17 protein-coding genes are annotated in these 14,760 nt (G+C 70.1%); 9 read left to right on the top strand and 8 right to left on the bottom strand.

Going from position 1 to position 14,760, the window contains the following annotated elements; genetic code table 11:
* Nucleotides 1–7: 7 nt before the first annotated feature.
* Nucleotides 8–802, bottom strand: coding sequence for an alpha/beta fold hydrolase (locus tag ELQ94_RS04690; protein ID WP_127047718.1), 795 nt, complete (start codon nucleotides 800–802; stop codon nucleotides 8–10).
* 106 nt (nucleotides 803–908) lie between these two features.
* Here ELQ94_RS04690 and ELQ94_RS04685 point away from each other — a divergent pair, with 106 nt between their 5' ends.
* Nucleotides 909–2,597: a long-chain-fatty-acid--CoA ligase gene (locus ELQ94_RS04685; RefSeq protein ID WP_243696863.1), complete on the top strand. Its 1,689-nt coding sequence runs from the start codon at nucleotides 909–911 to the stop codon at nucleotides 2,595–2,597.
* 30 nt (nucleotides 2,598–2,627) lie between these two features.
* Here the strand turns inward: ELQ94_RS04685 and ELQ94_RS04680 are convergent, their stop codons facing one another.
* Entirely contained in the window at nucleotides 2,628–3,518 is an 891-nt protein-coding gene (locus ELQ94_RS04680) for a LysR family transcriptional regulator ArgP (RefSeq protein ID WP_127047716.1), read from the bottom strand.
* Between the two features lie 70 nt (nucleotides 3,519–3,588).
* On the opposite strand from ELQ94_RS04680, the gene ELQ94_RS04675 reads away from it, so the two are divergent.
* The 3 genes from ELQ94_RS04675 to ELQ94_RS04665 are packed head-to-tail and all read left to right on the top strand — an operon-like array spanning nucleotide 3,589 to nucleotide 5,839.
* A complete protein-coding gene (locus tag ELQ94_RS04675; RefSeq protein WP_127047714.1) occupies nucleotides 3,589–4,209 on the top strand; it encodes a LysE/ArgO family amino acid transporter in 621 nt (206 codons plus the stop codon).
* Nucleotides 4,210–4,247: 38 nt separating this feature from the next.
* Complete coding sequence (locus ELQ94_RS04670; RefSeq protein WP_243696862.1) at nucleotides 4,248–5,174, top strand: DMT family transporter; 927 nt, start codon at nucleotides 4,248–4,250, stop codon at nucleotides 5,172–5,174.
* On the top strand, nucleotides 5,171–5,839 hold the full coding sequence (locus ELQ94_RS04665; RefSeq protein ID WP_166404657.1) for a GntR family transcriptional regulator: 669 nt from the start codon (nucleotides 5,171–5,173) through the stop codon (nucleotides 5,837–5,839). The genes ELQ94_RS04670 and ELQ94_RS04665 overlap by 4 nt, the downstream gene beginning before the upstream one ends.
* A 16-nt stretch (nucleotides 5,840–5,855) precedes the next feature.
* Here ELQ94_RS04665 and ELQ94_RS04660 read toward each other — a convergent pair whose 3' ends face one another.
* A complete protein-coding gene (locus tag ELQ94_RS04660; protein WP_127047710.1) occupies nucleotides 5,856–6,125 on the bottom strand; it encodes a hypothetical protein in 270 nt (89 codons plus the stop codon).
* A 92-nt stretch (nucleotides 6,126–6,217) separates the two neighbouring features.
* On the opposite strand from ELQ94_RS04660, the gene ELQ94_RS04655 reads away from it, so the two are divergent.
* Nucleotides 6,218–7,066, top strand: a complete 849-nt coding sequence (locus ELQ94_RS04655; RefSeq protein ID WP_127047708.1) for a putative RNA methyltransferase — start codon at nucleotides 6,218–6,220, stop codon at nucleotides 7,064–7,066.
* A 69-nt stretch (nucleotides 7,067–7,135) separates the two neighbouring features.
* Nucleotides 7,136–8,242, top strand: a complete 1,107-nt coding sequence (locus tag ELQ94_RS04650; protein WP_127047706.1) for a DNA alkylation repair protein — start codon at nucleotides 7,136–7,138, stop codon at nucleotides 8,240–8,242.
* Between the two features lie 58 nt (nucleotides 8,243–8,300).
* Here the strand turns inward: ELQ94_RS04650 and ELQ94_RS04645 are convergent, their stop codons facing one another.
* The 4 genes from ELQ94_RS04645 to ELQ94_RS04630 all read right to left on the bottom strand — a co-directional run bounded on the left by ELQ94_RS04645 (nucleotide 8,301) and on the right by ELQ94_RS04630 (nucleotide 11,825).
* Nucleotides 8,301–9,545, bottom strand: coding sequence for a hydroxymethylglutaryl-CoA synthase (locus ELQ94_RS04645; RefSeq protein ID WP_127047704.1), 1,245 nt, complete (start codon nucleotides 9,543–9,545; stop codon nucleotides 8,301–8,303).
* Between the two features lie 242 nt (nucleotides 9,546–9,787).
* Nucleotides 9,788–10,840 (bottom strand): hydroxymethylglutaryl-CoA reductase, encoded by a 1,053-nt coding sequence (locus ELQ94_RS04640; protein ID WP_127047702.1) that lies wholly within the window; start codon nucleotides 10,838–10,840, stop codon nucleotides 9,788–9,790.
* Nucleotides 10,841–10,892: 52 nt separating this feature from the next.
* Nucleotides 10,893–11,363 carry a peroxiredoxin gene (locus tag ELQ94_RS04635; protein WP_127047700.1) on the bottom strand — a complete coding sequence of 157 codons (471 nt, stop codon included), beginning with the start codon at nucleotides 11,361–11,363 and terminating at the stop codon, nucleotides 10,893–10,895.
* Nucleotides 11,364–11,366: 3 nt separating this feature from the next.
* The gene (locus ELQ94_RS04630; protein WP_127047698.1) at nucleotides 11,367–11,825 is read right to left on the bottom strand and encodes an organic hydroperoxide resistance protein; all 459 of its coding nucleotides are present in this window, start codon (nucleotides 11,823–11,825) and stop codon (nucleotides 11,367–11,369) included.
* Nucleotides 11,826–11,931: 106 nt separating this feature from the next.
* Here ELQ94_RS04630 and ELQ94_RS04625 point away from each other — a divergent pair, with 106 nt between their 5' ends.
* Nucleotides 11,932–12,504 (top strand): TetR/AcrR family transcriptional regulator, encoded by a 573-nt coding sequence (locus ELQ94_RS04625; RefSeq protein WP_127047696.1) that lies wholly within the window; start codon nucleotides 11,932–11,934, stop codon nucleotides 12,502–12,504.
* Between the two features lie 33 nt (nucleotides 12,505–12,537).
* Here the strand turns inward: ELQ94_RS04625 and ELQ94_RS04620 are convergent, their stop codons facing one another.
* A complete protein-coding gene (locus tag ELQ94_RS04620) occupies nucleotides 12,538–13,512 on the bottom strand; it encodes an SGNH/GDSL hydrolase family protein (RefSeq protein WP_127047694.1) in 975 nt (324 codons plus the stop codon).
* A gap of 117 nt (nucleotides 13,513–13,629) precedes the next feature.
* Between ELQ94_RS04620 and ELQ94_RS04615 the strand changes: the two genes are divergently transcribed.
* Nucleotides 13,630–14,247, top strand: a complete 618-nt coding sequence (locus tag ELQ94_RS04615; protein WP_127047691.1) for a CDP-alcohol phosphatidyltransferase family protein — start codon at nucleotides 13,630–13,632, stop codon at nucleotides 14,245–14,247.
* Nucleotides 14,248–14,263: 16 nt separating this feature from the next.
* Nucleotides 14,264–14,758 carry an FHA domain-containing protein gene (locus ELQ94_RS04610; RefSeq protein ID WP_424977183.1) on the top strand — a complete coding sequence of 165 codons (495 nt, stop codon included), beginning with the start codon at nucleotides 14,264–14,266 and terminating at the stop codon, nucleotides 14,756–14,758.
* The last annotated feature ends 2 nt before the right edge of the window (nucleotides 14,759–14,760 follow it).

The following is a 14,760-nucleotide window of genomic DNA, read 5'->3' as shown; positions in this document are numbered from 1 at the left end:
GGCCGATTCAGGACCGTGCGAGGGTGCGGGAGAAGACGTCGACGGCCGCCCGCCGGAAGTCCCGCGACGTGGGGGCCGAGAAGTGGTTCCGATCGGGCAGCTCGAGGAACTCGCCGTGGGGGGCCGCCTCGGCGAGCACCCGCGAGTCGTCGAGGACCGGGTCCCGGTCGCCGGCGGCGACGAGGAGGGGGACGATCGGCGGGGCGGACGCCTCCGGTTGTACCCCGCCGCGCATCCCTTCGACGAGGGCGATGAGCGATTCCAGGTCGTTTCCCGTGATGCCCGCGGCCATCTCGATGTAGGTCCGGGTCAGGCGGTCCTCCACGGACGGCCCTCCGGCGGCGAAGACGCGCGCCGCGTCGAGGTCGAAGCCGGAGAGCGGATCCCCCGCGGGGAGCCCACCGAGGACGGCCGCGGGGAAACGCGCCGGCATCGTGCGCGCGAGCTGCCAGCCGACGCGCGCTCCGAGGGAGTAGCCGAGGAGGAGCGCGTCGTCGATGAGGTGCGCATCGAGGACGGCGAGAGCGTCGGCCGCGAGCCGCTCGGTCGAGAACCGGGCGGGATCCCGCGGCTTGCCACTGCGGCCGTGACCGCGCTGATCGAGAGCGAGCACGCGGAAACCCGCGCGCGTCAGGTCCCGCGTCCAACCGGCGTTATGCCAGTTGAGGACCGCGCTCGACGCGAATCCGTGGAGAGCGAGGACCACGGGGGCGCTCGGCTCGCCGAAATCGTAGACCGCCAGGCGGACGGCGTCTGGGGTCGTTATGAAGACGGGCTCCGGCGGGGGAGGGACGATGCTCACCGATCAACCCTACGACCCGATGGGCCGACGGTGCGGCCGCCGCGGGAGGTCCACGGCGGGGCGAGCTCCCCGCGTCCGGGCGTTCGATTCCCTAGAGTGGTGTCTCGTGACGACCGAAAACGCCCGACCGTGGCTCGCGAGCTACGCTCCCGGTGTCCCCACCATCCTCGACATCCCCGACGGCTCGCTCGTCGACATCATCGAACAGTCCGCTCGTGAGTACCCGACGGCCATCGCCCTCGAGTTCTTCGGCCAGACCGTGACCTACCGGGAGCTCGCCGACCGCATCGAGCGCGCCGCCGCCGGTCTCGTCCGCATCGGCGTCTCGCACGGCGATCCCGTGGCGATCGTGCTGCCCAACTGCCCCGAGCACGTCGTGGCGTTCTACGCGATCCTCCGCGTCGGCGGCATCGTCGTCGAACACAATCCGCTCTACACGCCGCGCGAGTTGCGCCACCAGTTCGAGGATCACGGCGCTCGCGTCGCGATCGCGTGGGACAAGGTCGTCGACACGATCCAGGAGTTCCCCCGCGACGTCGCCGTCGACCACATCGTGTCGGTCGACATCACGCGGGGAATGCCCTTCGTGAAGCGCGCGGCGCTGCGGCTGCCGGTGCCCGCGCTCCGGCGCACCCGAGCCACGCTCACGACGCGGGTGAGGGGGACGGTCACATGGGACCGTTTGATCGGGAAGGGGCGTGTGGCTGCAGACGTCCCGCACCCGGCCGCCGACGACATCGCGGTCATCCAGTACACGAGCGGCACGACGGGGACGCCGAAGGGTGCGGTGCTGACGCACCGGAACCTGAGCGCGAACGCGGCGCAGTCGCGGGCCTGGGTCCCCACCATCACGCGCGGCGACGGCTGCGTCGTGTACGCGGTCCTGCCGATGTTCCACGCGTACGGCCTCACCCTGTGCCTCACGTTCGCGATGAGCATGGGTGCGCGGCTCGTCCTGTTCCCGAAGTTCGATCCGGACCTGGTCCTCGCGGTCATGCGGAAGCGCCCTCCGACCTTCCTCCCCGCCGTGCCTCCCATCGCCGACCGGCTCATGCGCGCGGCCGACGAGAAAGGCGTGTCGCTCGCGGGCGTCCAGGTCGCCATCTCGGGCGCGATGCCGCTCGACGAGGCGATCGTCCGGCCGTGGGAGGAGCGCAGCGGAGGGTTCCTCGTCGAGGGCTACGGGCTGAGCGAGTGCTCGCCGGTGCTCATGGCGAATCCCGTGGCCGAGTCCCGCAAGGCCGGGACCGTGGGGCTGCCGCTCCCGGGAACGGATGCCCGCATCGTCGATCCGGAGGACCCCACGGTCGTGCTCGAGGCCGGAGCGGAGGGGGAGCTCGTCGTCCGCGGACCGCAGGTGTTCTCCGGCTATTGGCGCAAGCCCGAGGAGAGTGCCGCCGTCTTCGCGGACGGCTGGTTCCGCACGGGGGACATCGCGACGATCGACTCGGATGGTTTCGTGCGCATCGTCGACCGGATCAAGGAGCTCATCATCACGGGCGGCTTCAACGTGGCGCCGAGTGAGATCGAGGAGGCGCTCCGCGGCCTCCCGGGTATCGCCGACGCTGCGGTCGTCGGGCTGCCGAGCGCGCACTCCGGCGAGGAGGTCGTCGCGGCGGTCGTGCTCGAGAAGGGCGCCGAGTTCTCGGCAGATGACGCCCGCGCATCCCTGCGCACGTCCCTCACGCCATACAAGGTGCCCAAGCGGATCGTCGTCGTCGACGAGCTGCCCACGTCGCTCATCGGCAAGGTGCAGCGCCGACTCGTCCGGGACGCCCTCGCAGCGCGCGACTGAGGAGTCCCCGACCGGAAGCGTCGCGCGGACTCACGCCCCGCGGGGCTGATCCAGGTGCGCCCGCGCCGCAGCGGCGAGCGCGCGGGCGGTGTCGTCGAGCGCCCGCGTCGCGATCTCCCACTGCTGCCAGTGCAGCAGGACGTCGATGGAACGGCCCGGGTCGAGGTCGACGAGCTCGCCCCGATCCTCCGCGTCGATGCTCTGTCCGTCCGGCAGCATCGCCCACCCGATGCCGAGCGCCACCGCGTGTGCGAAGTCGGCGGAGGACGGGAGGTAGTGCCGGGGAGGAGCAGCCGTCGCGGCGGTCGCTCGGAGGTAGCGGTCCTGCAGCTCGTCCCGGCGGTCGAAGACGAGCATCGGTGCCCGGTCCAGGGCGAGCGGCGTCACGCCGTCGGCGAAGAACACGGAGGCGAAGGCCGGTGACGCCATCGCGCGGTAGCGCATGGTCCCCAGGAGGGCGACGGAACATCCCTGCACGGCGATCGCATCGGTCGTGATGGCCGCCATGACCCGGCCGTCCCGCAGGAGGTCGGCGGAATGGTCCTGGTCCTCGCGATGGAGGTCGAACGTCACGCGGTGCGCGAGGGGGGCGAGCGCGGGGAGGACCCAGGTGGCGAGCGAGTCGCCGTTGACGGCGAGGGAGACGCTGGGCAGGCCTGATCGCCCGGGGGAGACGATGTCCTCGGTCTCGCGCCCGAGGGCCGTGATCTGGCGCGCGAGGCGCACGTAGGAGGCGCCGGCCTCCGTCGCCGTAGTCGGACGGGATCGGCGCACGAGCACGGCACCCGCGGACCGTTCGAGCGACTTGATGCGCTGGCTCACGGCCGACGGCGTGACGCGCAACTCGCGCGCCGCGGCATCGAACGAACCGGTGTCCACGACGGCTGCGAGGGCGCTCAATTGTCCGAGATCCAGATCCACATGAATGATGCTAATGGAACGTAAGAATGTTTAGTTGGACCCTTCCTGATCTGCTCCGTAGCGTCGAGACGTGCCCACGACCCTCATCGCCCTCTTCTCCGGACTCGCGTTCGGACTCTCGCTCATCGTCGCGATCGGGGCGCAGAACGTCTTCGTGCTCCGCCAAGGAATTCGCCGAGAACACGTCGTGCTCGTCATCGCCACGTGTGCGGTCTCGGACGCGGTCCTCATCACCGTGGGCGTCGCCGGCGTGGGTGGCGCGGTCTCAGCGCTGCCGTGGCTCGTTCCCGTCGCGACGATCGGAGGCGCGGCCTTCCTCGTGGGTTATGCCGGGCTCGCCGTGCGTCGGGCGCTGCGCCCCACCGCGCTCGCGTCCGATACCGCCGGTGAACGCGCGCCATGGGGAAGTGTGCTCGCCGGGTGTCTCGCCATCACGTGGCTGAACCCGCACGTCTACCTCGACACCGTCGTCCTCCTCGGGTCCATCGCGACGGGTTATGGAGACGAGCGCTGGTGGTTCGGCCTCGGTGCGGTCGTCGCGAGTTCGGTGTGGTTCGCCGCGATCGGCTTCGGCGCCCGCCTCCTGGCGCCGCTCTTCGCTAAGCCCGGCGCCTGGCGCGTCGTGGACGGCGGCGTCGCCATCGTCATGCTGCTGATCGCCGCCCGTCTGTTGTGGGGCCTCGTCGGGTGATGCGGGTCGTGGCGCTGCGGATTGTGTAACAATATTTCGTGCCCGCCGTCCTCGTCCTCCTGGCCGCCATGTGTTTCGGCACGACGGGGACCGCGTTGGCGCTCGGTCCGGCGGACGTCTCGCCCGTCGGGGCCGGCGCGATCCGCATCGTCCTCGGGGGAGCGATCCTCGGCGGTCTCCTCCTCGTGCGCCGGCCGTCCGGCCCACCTCCTCCTCCCGACGGCGACGGTGCCACCCGGAGGATCCCCACCGTCGCGCTCGTCGTGATCGGTGCTCTCGCCGTCGTCGCGTACCAGCCGGCGTTCTTCCTCGGCACGACCCGTATCGGCGTCGCGGTCGGAACGATCGTCGCCCTCGGCTCGGCTCCCGTGTTCACGGGGATCGCGGAGTGGATCGTCTCGAGACGTTTCCCCGGACTCGTCTGGACCGTGGCGACGATCGTCGCGGTCGGCGGTGTCGCTCTGCTCGCGAGCGGCACCGAGGCCGGGGTGACAGTCGACCCCGCCGGTCTCGGTGGATCGCTCCTCGCGGGGGCGAGCTACGGCGTGTACGCGCTCGTCGCCAAGGTCCTCATCACCCGCGGCGCAGACCCCGCGTGGACGATGGGGGCGCTCTTCGGCCTCGCCGCCCTCGCGAGCATCCCGCTCGCGCTCGGGACCGATCTGCGGTGGCTGACGACCGTCGACGGCGTCGCCGTCGCGCTCTGGCTCGGCGTCGTGACCACCGCCGTCGCCTACCTCCTGTTCGGCCGGGGTCTCGCCGGGTTGTCCGCCTCGTCGGCGTCCTCGATCACGCTCGCCGAGCCCCTCACGGCAGCGCTCCTCGGTCTCCTGCTCCTGGGCGAGCGACTCGGGCTCTCCGCTCTCGCGGGTGTCGTTGTCATCGCGCTCGCGATCGTCGTGCTCGTCGTCCCCTGGCCACGGATCGCGCGCTCCGGCCGCGCCTCGGCGGGAGACGGCGCGTGACCGGCGTCCGCTCCTCGCGTCCGACCCGTGCGCACGGCGTCGCCGACGACCTCGGTTCGCGGATCCGCTCCGGAGCGCTCGCCCCGGGATCGGCCCTGCGGGAGACGGAGCTCGAGGCGCACTACGGCGTCTCGCGTCATACGGTGCGCCAGGCGCTCGCCCAGTTGGTCTCCGAACGCCTCGCGACGTCGATCCCGTTCAGCGGGGTCGCTGTCGCCCGCATCGACGCCGAGGGCCTCGTCGCGCTGCAGGAACTGCGGTGCGCGCTCGAGAGCGAGGCCGTCCGCCTGCTGCGGAGCCGTCACGGGACACGCTGGCCACCCACCGTCACCGGCCCGATCGTGGACGCCCTCGACGAGCTGGAGCGCGCGTGCCTGGGATCGGACGTGGACATGTCCGTCGAGCGCGCGCACTCGCGCGTGCACACGGCCATCGTGAGGGCGGCGTCGAGTCGACGGATCACGGAGGCCTATGAGGGCCTCGACGCCGAGTTGCTCGTCTTCCTCCGCCACATCCGCCCGGAGCTCGAGACCGCTCGTCTCACGGCGGACCACCGCGCCCTCCTCTCAGAGGTGCAGGAGCGGGGGACGGACGCGATCCGGGATCACCTGGATGCGTCGACGGAACTCCTCGCTCGCGCCGCGAGGAACGTCGGCAGCGGGTGAGTCCCGTCGCCCGTGTTCAGTGCGCGCCGGTGTCGTGGGGCATGTTGAGATCGGCGGGATCCACCTCGACGTCTCCGACGTCGTCCGGTCCACCGGTCCCGGGTGCCACCACGATGTCGTCACGATCGATGTCGTCGTCGACGGTGTCGGGGATCGGGTCCGCCTGCTTCGCCTCCGTCTCGCTCTCGCTGCCGGGGCTGTAGCTGCGGTCCTTCGTTGTCTGCTGCTCGTCGGAGAGACCGGAACCGGGCTCGGTCGGGCTGGTCGGATCGGTGTTGTTCGTCATGTCGTGAGGCTACGTCGGCGCGCACGGTCGGGCACCCCCTTGCGTGCCTGCGTCCGCGCACCCGTTCGGACGCCCGTAGCATCGTGAGGACCATGGATGATCGAACCGAGCCGCTCGCCCTCGTCGCCGATGTGCTCGCGTGCCCCCTCTGCGGGGCCGACGTCGTCGCGGTGCGACCGTCGGTGCTGTGCGCCACCGGTCACGCCTTCGACGTCGCCCGACAGGGATACGCCTCCCTCGTCGTCGGCCGCGCCGTGGCGGGCGACTCGGCCGAGATGATCGCGGCCCGCGACCGCTTCCTCTCGGCGGGCCACTACGACCGGGTCTCCGACGCCGTCGTCGATGCCGTGCCATCGACGGCCGGCGTATGCGTCGATGTCGGGGGCGGGACCGGGCACCACCTGACGCGCGTGCTCGACGCGCGGCCGGGGCTCACGGGGCTCGTCATCGATTCCTCCAAACCCGCCCTCAAGCGCGCGGCCCGCCGTCATCCCCGTGCCGCCGCGGTGGCGGCCGACGCGTGGGCTGCGCTCCCGTTGCGCTCGGGCAGCATCGACGTCGTGCTCAGCCTCTTCGCGCCGAGGAACCCGGCGGAGACGGTTCGCGTGCTCGGTACGGGCGGACTCCTCGTCGTCGTGACGCCCACGCCGAGGCACCTCGCCGAACTCGTCGCGGCCGTCGGACTCGTCCGAGTGGACGAACGCAAGGAGGAGCGGCTCAATCGTCAGCTCGCCGACTTCGAAGCGATGGGCTCCGACGTGCTCGAGTACCGCATCGATCTGAATCGGGCGGACGCGATCGACGACGTCCTCATGGGGCCGAGCGGCCACCACGCCGACGCGGACACGATCGCCGCCTCCCTCGCCTCGCTTCCCGATCCGGTGGCGGCAACGGTGTCGGTCAGGGTGTCCGTGTTCCGCGCCAAGCGCGCCGACTCCTGACGAGCGCGGGCGGACCGGGCGTCGGTCGTCGGTCGTCGTCGATAGGGTTCCAGGGGACGAGGGAGACGCATGGGTGCATTCGACGAATTCATCGGGCGGGACGCAGTGGACGGGCTCCGCCGCGAGCTGCTCCGCGCCGACCCATCGAGGGAATGGGGTGCCCTCGGCGCGGTACACGCATCGCTGGAGTCCCACGCGCTCAAGGCCCGGAGCGATCTCGTCGCCCGCGCCCTCGGTGCCGACGTCGGGAACGACTACGCAGTCGCCGCGGCGGCCTATCGCACAGCGCTCGCGTCCGAGCTCTTCCGGGGTTGGACGATCTGGCCGGTCACGGAGAGCGCCGTCACGCTCGCCCTCGCGGACGGATCACCCGCGGCGTTCGACGACGCCCTCGCCCTCCTCGCCGAACTCACGCCCCGGCTCACGTCGGAATTCGCCATCAGACGCCTCCTCATCGCCGACCTCGACCGCGGTCTCGCGGCCGTGCGCGAGTGGGTGCACAGCGAGGACGAGCACGTCCGCCGCCTCGCGAGCGAGGGAACGCGTCCCTATCTGCCGTGGGCCGTCCGGGTCCCGGCACTCCTCGGTCGCTCCCTGGACCTCGTCCCGGTGCTCGAAGCGCTCCGCGACGACGACTCCGAGTACGTCAGGCGCTCCGTCGCGAACCACCTCAACGACATCGCGCGGCACGACCCGTCCCTCGTGGTCGACGTGGCACGGCGATGGATGGACGGCGCCGAGGTGCCGCGCGAGCGCACGTGGGTCGTGAAGCACGGGTTGAGGACGCTGGTGAAGAAGGGCGACCCGGGGGCTCTCGCGGTGCTCGGCTTCACCGCATCGGATCTCACGGTCTCGACACCGGTGCTGTCGGCGACCTCCGTCACCGTACCGGGCGAACTCTCGTTCGACGTCGAGGTCCGGAACGACGGGACTGCGCCTGCGCGCATCGTCCTCGACTACGTCGTGCACTACCGGAAGGCCAACGGGTCGCTCTCACCGAAGGTGTTCAAACTCTCCTCGGCGACGCTCGCGGCGGGGGAGACCCGTCGATTCGGGCGGTCGCACGCGTTCCGCCCCCTCACGACGAGGGTCCACCACGGGGGTCCTCACGCGTTGCAGGTGCAGGCCAACGGTGTGCTGTCCAAGGAGAGCGCGTTCGACGTGGTCGTCGCCTGACATGGCGACTCCCCGGAGGGGTCCCGTCCACCCTCGAGGCGGCACTCCGCGACGTGGATCAGAGCGATGTGGCTGCGGTGTCCGTGGCGACCGTCTCGGACGCGCCGACCTCGGACGCGTCCGCGGGGGCCGACACCTGCGCGACCGTCTCGTAGATGCGCTTGTGGCCGCGGATGGCCGCGAGGCGGAACGGTGCCGTGGTCTCCGGAGTGAACTCGTGGTCGCCGCCGACGAGGCCGTCGGGATGGGCGTGGAGCCGCGTGTAGGTCGCGTGGTCGATCTCGCGGCGACGCTGGATCTGCTCGCGGTGGCGCGCGGTGCGCAGCATCTCGCGGTAGCCCGGCTGGACGACGCCGCCGAACAGCTCGGCGACGCTTCCGGACCCGTAGCTGAAGAACCCGACGCGCTTTCCGCTGAGATCCTCTTCGGCGTTCTCGAGGAGCGAGAGGAGCCCGATGTAGACCGACGCCGTGTAGGTGTTGCCGATCTGGCGGTTGTAGTCGAGGGTGTTCGCGATCTGCTCGTCGGCCTGCTCATCGGTCAGTTCGCCGGAGTGCTTCGCGAGCGTGCGGTGCGCCTTGACCGCGAGCCGCGTGAACGGCTGGTGGTAGCAGAACCGGTCGAAGGCGGCGAGGTCGTGGCCGCCCTGCTCGCGGTAGTCGTCCCATGCGGCGCGGAGGGCGTCCATGTACACGGACACGGAGTACTTGCCGTCGACGAGTGCCGTGCTCCGGTAGTTGGGACGCCAGAAGTCCATGACGTCGGCCGTGTGCAGCCCCGACTCGGCCTCGATCGCGAGGACCGCGGGGTTGCTGCTCACGAGCATGGCCACGGCACCGGCGCCCTGGGTGGGCTCGCCGGACGAGTCGCGGTCGTAGCGGGCCACGTCCGAGGCGATCACGAGGACCTTCTGCTCGGGACGGCGCGCGACGAGTGCGACCGCCATCTGGAGGGCGGCCGTCGCGCTGTAGCAGGCCTGCTTGAGCTCCACGACGCGGCAGCGCTGGTCGAGCCCGAGGAGGTGGTGGACGTAGACCCCGGCAGCCTTCGACTGGTCGATCCCGCTCTCCGTGGCGAAGAGCACCGTGCGGATCGCCGAGAGATCCTGGCCTTCGAGCACGGGCTGGGCCGCCGTGGCCGCCATCGTGACGATGTCCTCGTCCGGGGCCGGAACGCTCATGTTCTCCTGGCCGATGCCGATGTGGAACTTGCCGACCTCGACTCCGACCGCATCCGCGAGGGTGGCGAGGGGGAGCACGTACTCCGAGGTGGCGAAGGAGATGTTCTCGATGCCGAGCTGCATGGGGGTCGTCCGGTTTCTCTGCGTCTGGTGGAGCATCGTCTGAGGAGCTCCGGGGGGTCACGGTCTTCCCGACGGATGGACCGCCGGACCGCTGAGGTCGGCATCGTCGCCGGTGGTCTGACGTCGCCCGCGAGAGGCTGGACGTGGCCACGAGTTTATCGGTGATTGCTGGGTGCCCGGTGGGCGTCCGCCGTGAGTGACGGGGCGCCGTGCCGTCGATGAAGGGGGTTCGTCGAGCGGGCCTAGGCGGATTGCGGCGAGCGCTCCATCTGCAAGTGGGACTGCATGAGCTCGCCGGGATTGGTCTGTGCGGCCATGAGGGACAACTCGCCGCACAGCACCGCCGCGGCGCACAGGACCGCCAGACGGCGCGCGTTCTCGCCGGGTTCGCGGTCCTCCCGGCAGCCGATCCGCTCGAGGTTCTCCTCGACGAACGGCAGCCCCTTGCCGTTACCCACCGAGCCCACGATGAGGTTCGGGAGGGTGCACGAGAAGTACAGGTCGTCGCCGCGGACCTCGGCGTGGGTGATCCCCTGCGAACCCTCGACGATGTTCGCCGCGTCCTGACCCGTGGCCAGATAGAAGCCGAGCAGCATGTTGGCGTAGTGCGCGTTGCCGCTGCGGAGCCCGCCGGCGAGCATGGTCCCGATCAGGTTCTTCCGCACGTTGAGGGCGACGACGGCTTCCGGTGTCGTCCGCAACCAGCGGCTGCAGATCGCGCGGGGAATGAGGATCTCGGTCACGACGTTCTTGCCGCGACCGAGAATTCCGTTCACGGCCGTCGCCTTCTTGTCCGAGCAGAAGTTGCCGGAGATCGACCCGTATCGGACCCCGCTGACGTTCGCGAGGACGTGGTCCATGAGTCGGTCGGACGCCTGCGTCACCATGTTGTGCCCCGAGGCGTCACCGGTGGAAAACTCGAAGCGCACGAAGAGGAGGTTGCCTGCGATCTGGTGGTGCATGTCGATCAGACGCGCGAAGCGGCTCGTCTCGGCGACGATCGCACGCAGCTCGGCGTCGTGGGCCCGGAGGTAGGCCATCGCGTTCACAGCCGCGAGAGCGTCGTCGGCCTCGAGCAGGATGGATCGGCTCATCCTCTCGTCCACGAGGGTCGCGACGATCCCCTTCTCGACGAGGGTGGAGATCTTGGCCCCACGGCCCACGGACGGCCAGAGCGGCGTCTCGTAGGTCGCGAGGGGGACCTCCTGGCTGCCCGTCATGACATTGCCGGAGATCTTGATCGGACCGACCCACTGCAGGGGCACGGGGGCGGTCGACGTTTCGCGTGTACTCATTGTTCGTCCAGTCTAGGAACGGGCGCATGCCCCGTGGGGGCGCCCCCGCTTGTCAGAGCTTCGCGAGCTGTTCGCGGATCAGTCCGGCGCTGCGGAACGTGGCCCCCACGAGAGCGACGTGCTTCCACTTGATGAGGCCGTCGGCACCCACGAGGAACACGGACCGTCGGAGGCCGAGGCCGGGCAGTCGGATGCCGTAGGCGTCCACGACGCTCCCGTCGGTGTCGGAGAGGAGCGGAAGGGTCACCTCGTCCTTGATCGCGAAGGTCTCGTGGCTGCCGAGGTCCTGCAACCCGATCGCCCACACCTGGGCGCCGAGCTCGGTGAAGTCGGCGAGCTTCTCGCTGTACGAGCAGAGCTGCGCGGTGCAGGTGGCCGACTCGTCACCCGGATAGAACGCCAGGACGACGGGGTGTCCGCGTTCAGCGGACAACGTGTACGTCTTGCGACGCGCGAAGCCGTCCTTGACCTGCACTCCGGGGAGCGAGAAATCGGGCGCGACGGCGCCCTCGTGGAGTCCCATCGGTCAGACGATGTCGATCTCGATCGCGACGGGGATGTTGCCGCGCGTCGCGTGGGTGTAAGGGCAGACGGCGTCCGCTGCGTCCACGACGGCCTTGGCCTGCTCCTCGGTGACTCCCGTCAGCTCGACGTGGAGCGTCACGGACAGCCCGAAACCGCCGTCCTCGCGGGGTGCGATGCCCACGTCGGCCGTCACGGCGGAGTCCTTCGTGGACACCTCGTGCTGGGAGGCCACGGCCTTGAGGGCGGAGTGGAAGCACGCGGAGAACCCGGCAGCGAAGAGCTGCTCCGGGTTGGTCGCGCCACCGCGGCCGCCCATCTCGGTGGGCGTCGCGAGGTCTGCCTCGAGGATGCCGTCGCTCGTGCGCACGTGGCCGTTGCGGCCGTCTCCCGTGCTCGTCGCCGAAGCGGTGTACACGGCCTCGGCTGTCGGTGCTGTCTGCGTCTCTGCGCCCTGCGTCATCGGATCTCCTAATGTAGAGTGACTAGTACGTCTACATCAGTAGACCACTCATCGGACGCCATTGCAAACGCGTCCGACCGCCGCTTCGACGGACCAGAGGAGAGCCGTGGACGACACGACATCCCGCCCGGAATCCTCCGCGCGACGCCGCATCATGGATGCGGCGTCCTCCCTGTTCTACACCCTCGGCGTGCGTGCCGTGAGCGCCGATCGCGTGATCTCCGAATCGGCCGTGTCGAAGGTCACGTTCTACCGGCACTTCGCCACGAAGGACGATCTCGTCCTCGCGTACCTCGAGGAGGTCTCCGCGCACGAGCGGGCGCTGTATCGCGAAGCGCGGGCACGACTCGACGATGCTGCTCTCTGGGACTGGTGGGTCGCCTCCGTCGTCGACGCGTGCGTCCACCCGGGGTTCCGCGGCTGCCCCTTCATCAACGCCGCAGCGGAGTACGCGGACGCGGGCCACCCCGTGCGTCGGGCCGTCGCGCGTCATCGCGCGTGGGTGCAGGACGAACTCGCCACCCTCGCCGAGCGGTTCGGCGTGTCGGATGCGTGTCGCGCCGCTGAGGAGATCCACATGCTCCGGGACGGCGCCCTCGTGCGCGCCGCTCTCGACGGTGACCTGGAGCGGGTTGCTCCCGTCCTCGACGACGCGGGTCGGCGCCTCCTCAGGGTGTGAGGCCGGAGCGGTCGTCGTTCCGGGCCGCCGCGCTCACGGGGTGAGGTCGGAATCGTCCGTCGACGAGTCACCTCCGGTCGCCGCCGTGCGATCGGCCGGCGCGTCGTCCTCGTCACCGGTGGACGCCCGAGCGATCGCGTTCAGGACCGTGTCGGCGGTCACCTGAGACCCGGCCGGGGACGGGTGGAGGAGGTCGACGGTCAACAGGCTCGAGACGTCGGATCGCGCGAGGTACGCCCCGTGCGCGTCGATTCCGAGCACGAACGGCCGATCCTCGAGCCAGGTCCCGACGCGTTCGAGTACGGCGGTGTGGGCGTCGGCCCAATCGTCGAAGCGCGGGTTCTCGAGGATCGCGGCGTAGCCGACCGATCGTGGCCACGACTGCTCGGTCCGCGTGAGGATGTCGGAGAACTCACCGCCGACGGCGTCGGGGTTCCGCACGTTGTTCAAGCCGTGGTTGAGGATGACGACGTCCGGCTGAACCGGAACGAGGGTGTCGTAGTTGGCGAGCGAGTAGGCGGCGGTCTTGCCGCTCGCCGATCCATTCCAGACGATGAGGGGCGCACCGTCGGCGTCGGTGTTCGACGTGATCTCCGTACCGTAGCGAGCGGTCGTGAGGTCGTACGGGTGCTCGACGAGAGGTCGGTCGAGTTCCTCGGCGAGCGTGCGGAAAGCACGATCGACCCATTCCCCTTGCTCGTTGCCGGTCGAATCCCCGAGGACGGTGACGACGAACGGGCGTTCCGCGTCGTCCACGCGGTTCCAGGCGTCGGCGAACGGGAGGAGATCGGTGTCGACGCTCGCGACCTCCACGACGACGTCGTGCCCGCTCGCGACGGTCGCCTCCTCGACGGGGGTCTGGCCGCGCAACGCCACCGCGCCCACGCTGATCCCGAGGACGGAGGCGAGCACGATCGCCAGGGGGACCGCTCGGCGCCGGGCGTGGCGCGTCGAACGGAGCGGGCCCGGCGACACGGCGTCACCGGGCTCGAGGGGGCTCGGGTTCATGCCTCCACCCTAGGGTGGCGATGGCCGGATGAGCCAGTGGATCTTCGGGCATCGGAGTGGCTCGCTTCCGCTCCGCGGCGATCGCGGGGGTCGAGGCCCGGTCGATAGGCTGGACGTATGGTGCCATCAGAGCCTCCGGCCCCGACGAACAGAATCCTGACGATCCCGAACCTGCTGAGTTTCGTCCGGCTCGCCCTCGTGCCCGTCTTCCTCCTGTTCCTCATCGACGGGCAGGACATCGCCGCTCTCGTGACCCTCGCCGTCTCCGGCTTCACCGACTTCCTCGACGGTTTCATCGCACGCCGCTTCAATCAGGTGACCCGCCTGGGTCAGATCCTCGACCCCGCTGCCGACCGTCTCTACATCCTGGCCGCGGTGCTCGGTCTCCTGGTGCGGGAACTGATCCCCGCCTGGTTGGTCGTGGCGGTGCTCGCTCGAGACGTCCTCCTGGTGGTCGTCGCGATCGTGCTCGTCGGTGCCGGGCACGGCGCTCTTCCCGTGAATCGAGTAGGCAAGGCCGCGACGGCGTGCCTCTTCATCGGGCTGCCCGTGCTCATGCTCGCCGCCGGCGTCCCGGCCATCTCTCCCGTCGCCCAACCCTTTGGAACGGCCGTGTCGGTCCTCGGAGCGATCCTCTATTGGGTGGCCGGCCTCGTGTATCTGAGGGACACCATCCGGATCCGACGCGAAAGCCGCTCGGGCGGTGCTCCGTCATCCGATACGCTTGAGCCCTAGGAGGTACACGGTGACGATTCCCGACGACAACAACCCGCCGACGGGCGCATTCGTGCGCAGCTCCGTCCAGGGCGCACCCGAGCGAGCCGAGACCACGGTCGGCTACGGCGAGGAGTTCAGCCAAGCGCTGGGTGCCCTCGACTCGCAGGCGTCGGGGGAGGAACAGGAGGCTGTCGCGGCGCTTCCGTCGGGCTCAGCCCTCCTCATCGTCCGTCGTGGTCCCAACTCGGGCGCTCGCTTCCTCCTCGACACGGGAGTGACCACGGCAGGCCGTCACCCGGACGCCGACATCTTCCTCGACGACGTCACGGTCTCACGGCGTCACGCCGAGTTCCTGCGCACGGGCACCTCCTTCGAGATCCGCGACCTCAACTCCCTCAACGGGACCTACTTCGACGGAACGCGCATCGACTCGGCGCCGCTTCGAGACGGTGCCGAGGTGCAGATCGGGAAGTTCCGGCTGACGTTCTTCGCATCACGGGCGGACCTCGCCACCAGCGCGGGACGCTAGAG

The sequence above is a fragment of the Labedella endophytica genome (assembly GCF_003990045.1).
GTDB classification, from domain to species: Bacteria; Actinomycetota; Actinomycetes; order Actinomycetales; family Microbacteriaceae; genus Labedella; species Labedella endophytica.
Note: the sequence above shows the minus strand (reverse complement) of the source record. Positions and strands in the feature narration are given on the sequence as shown.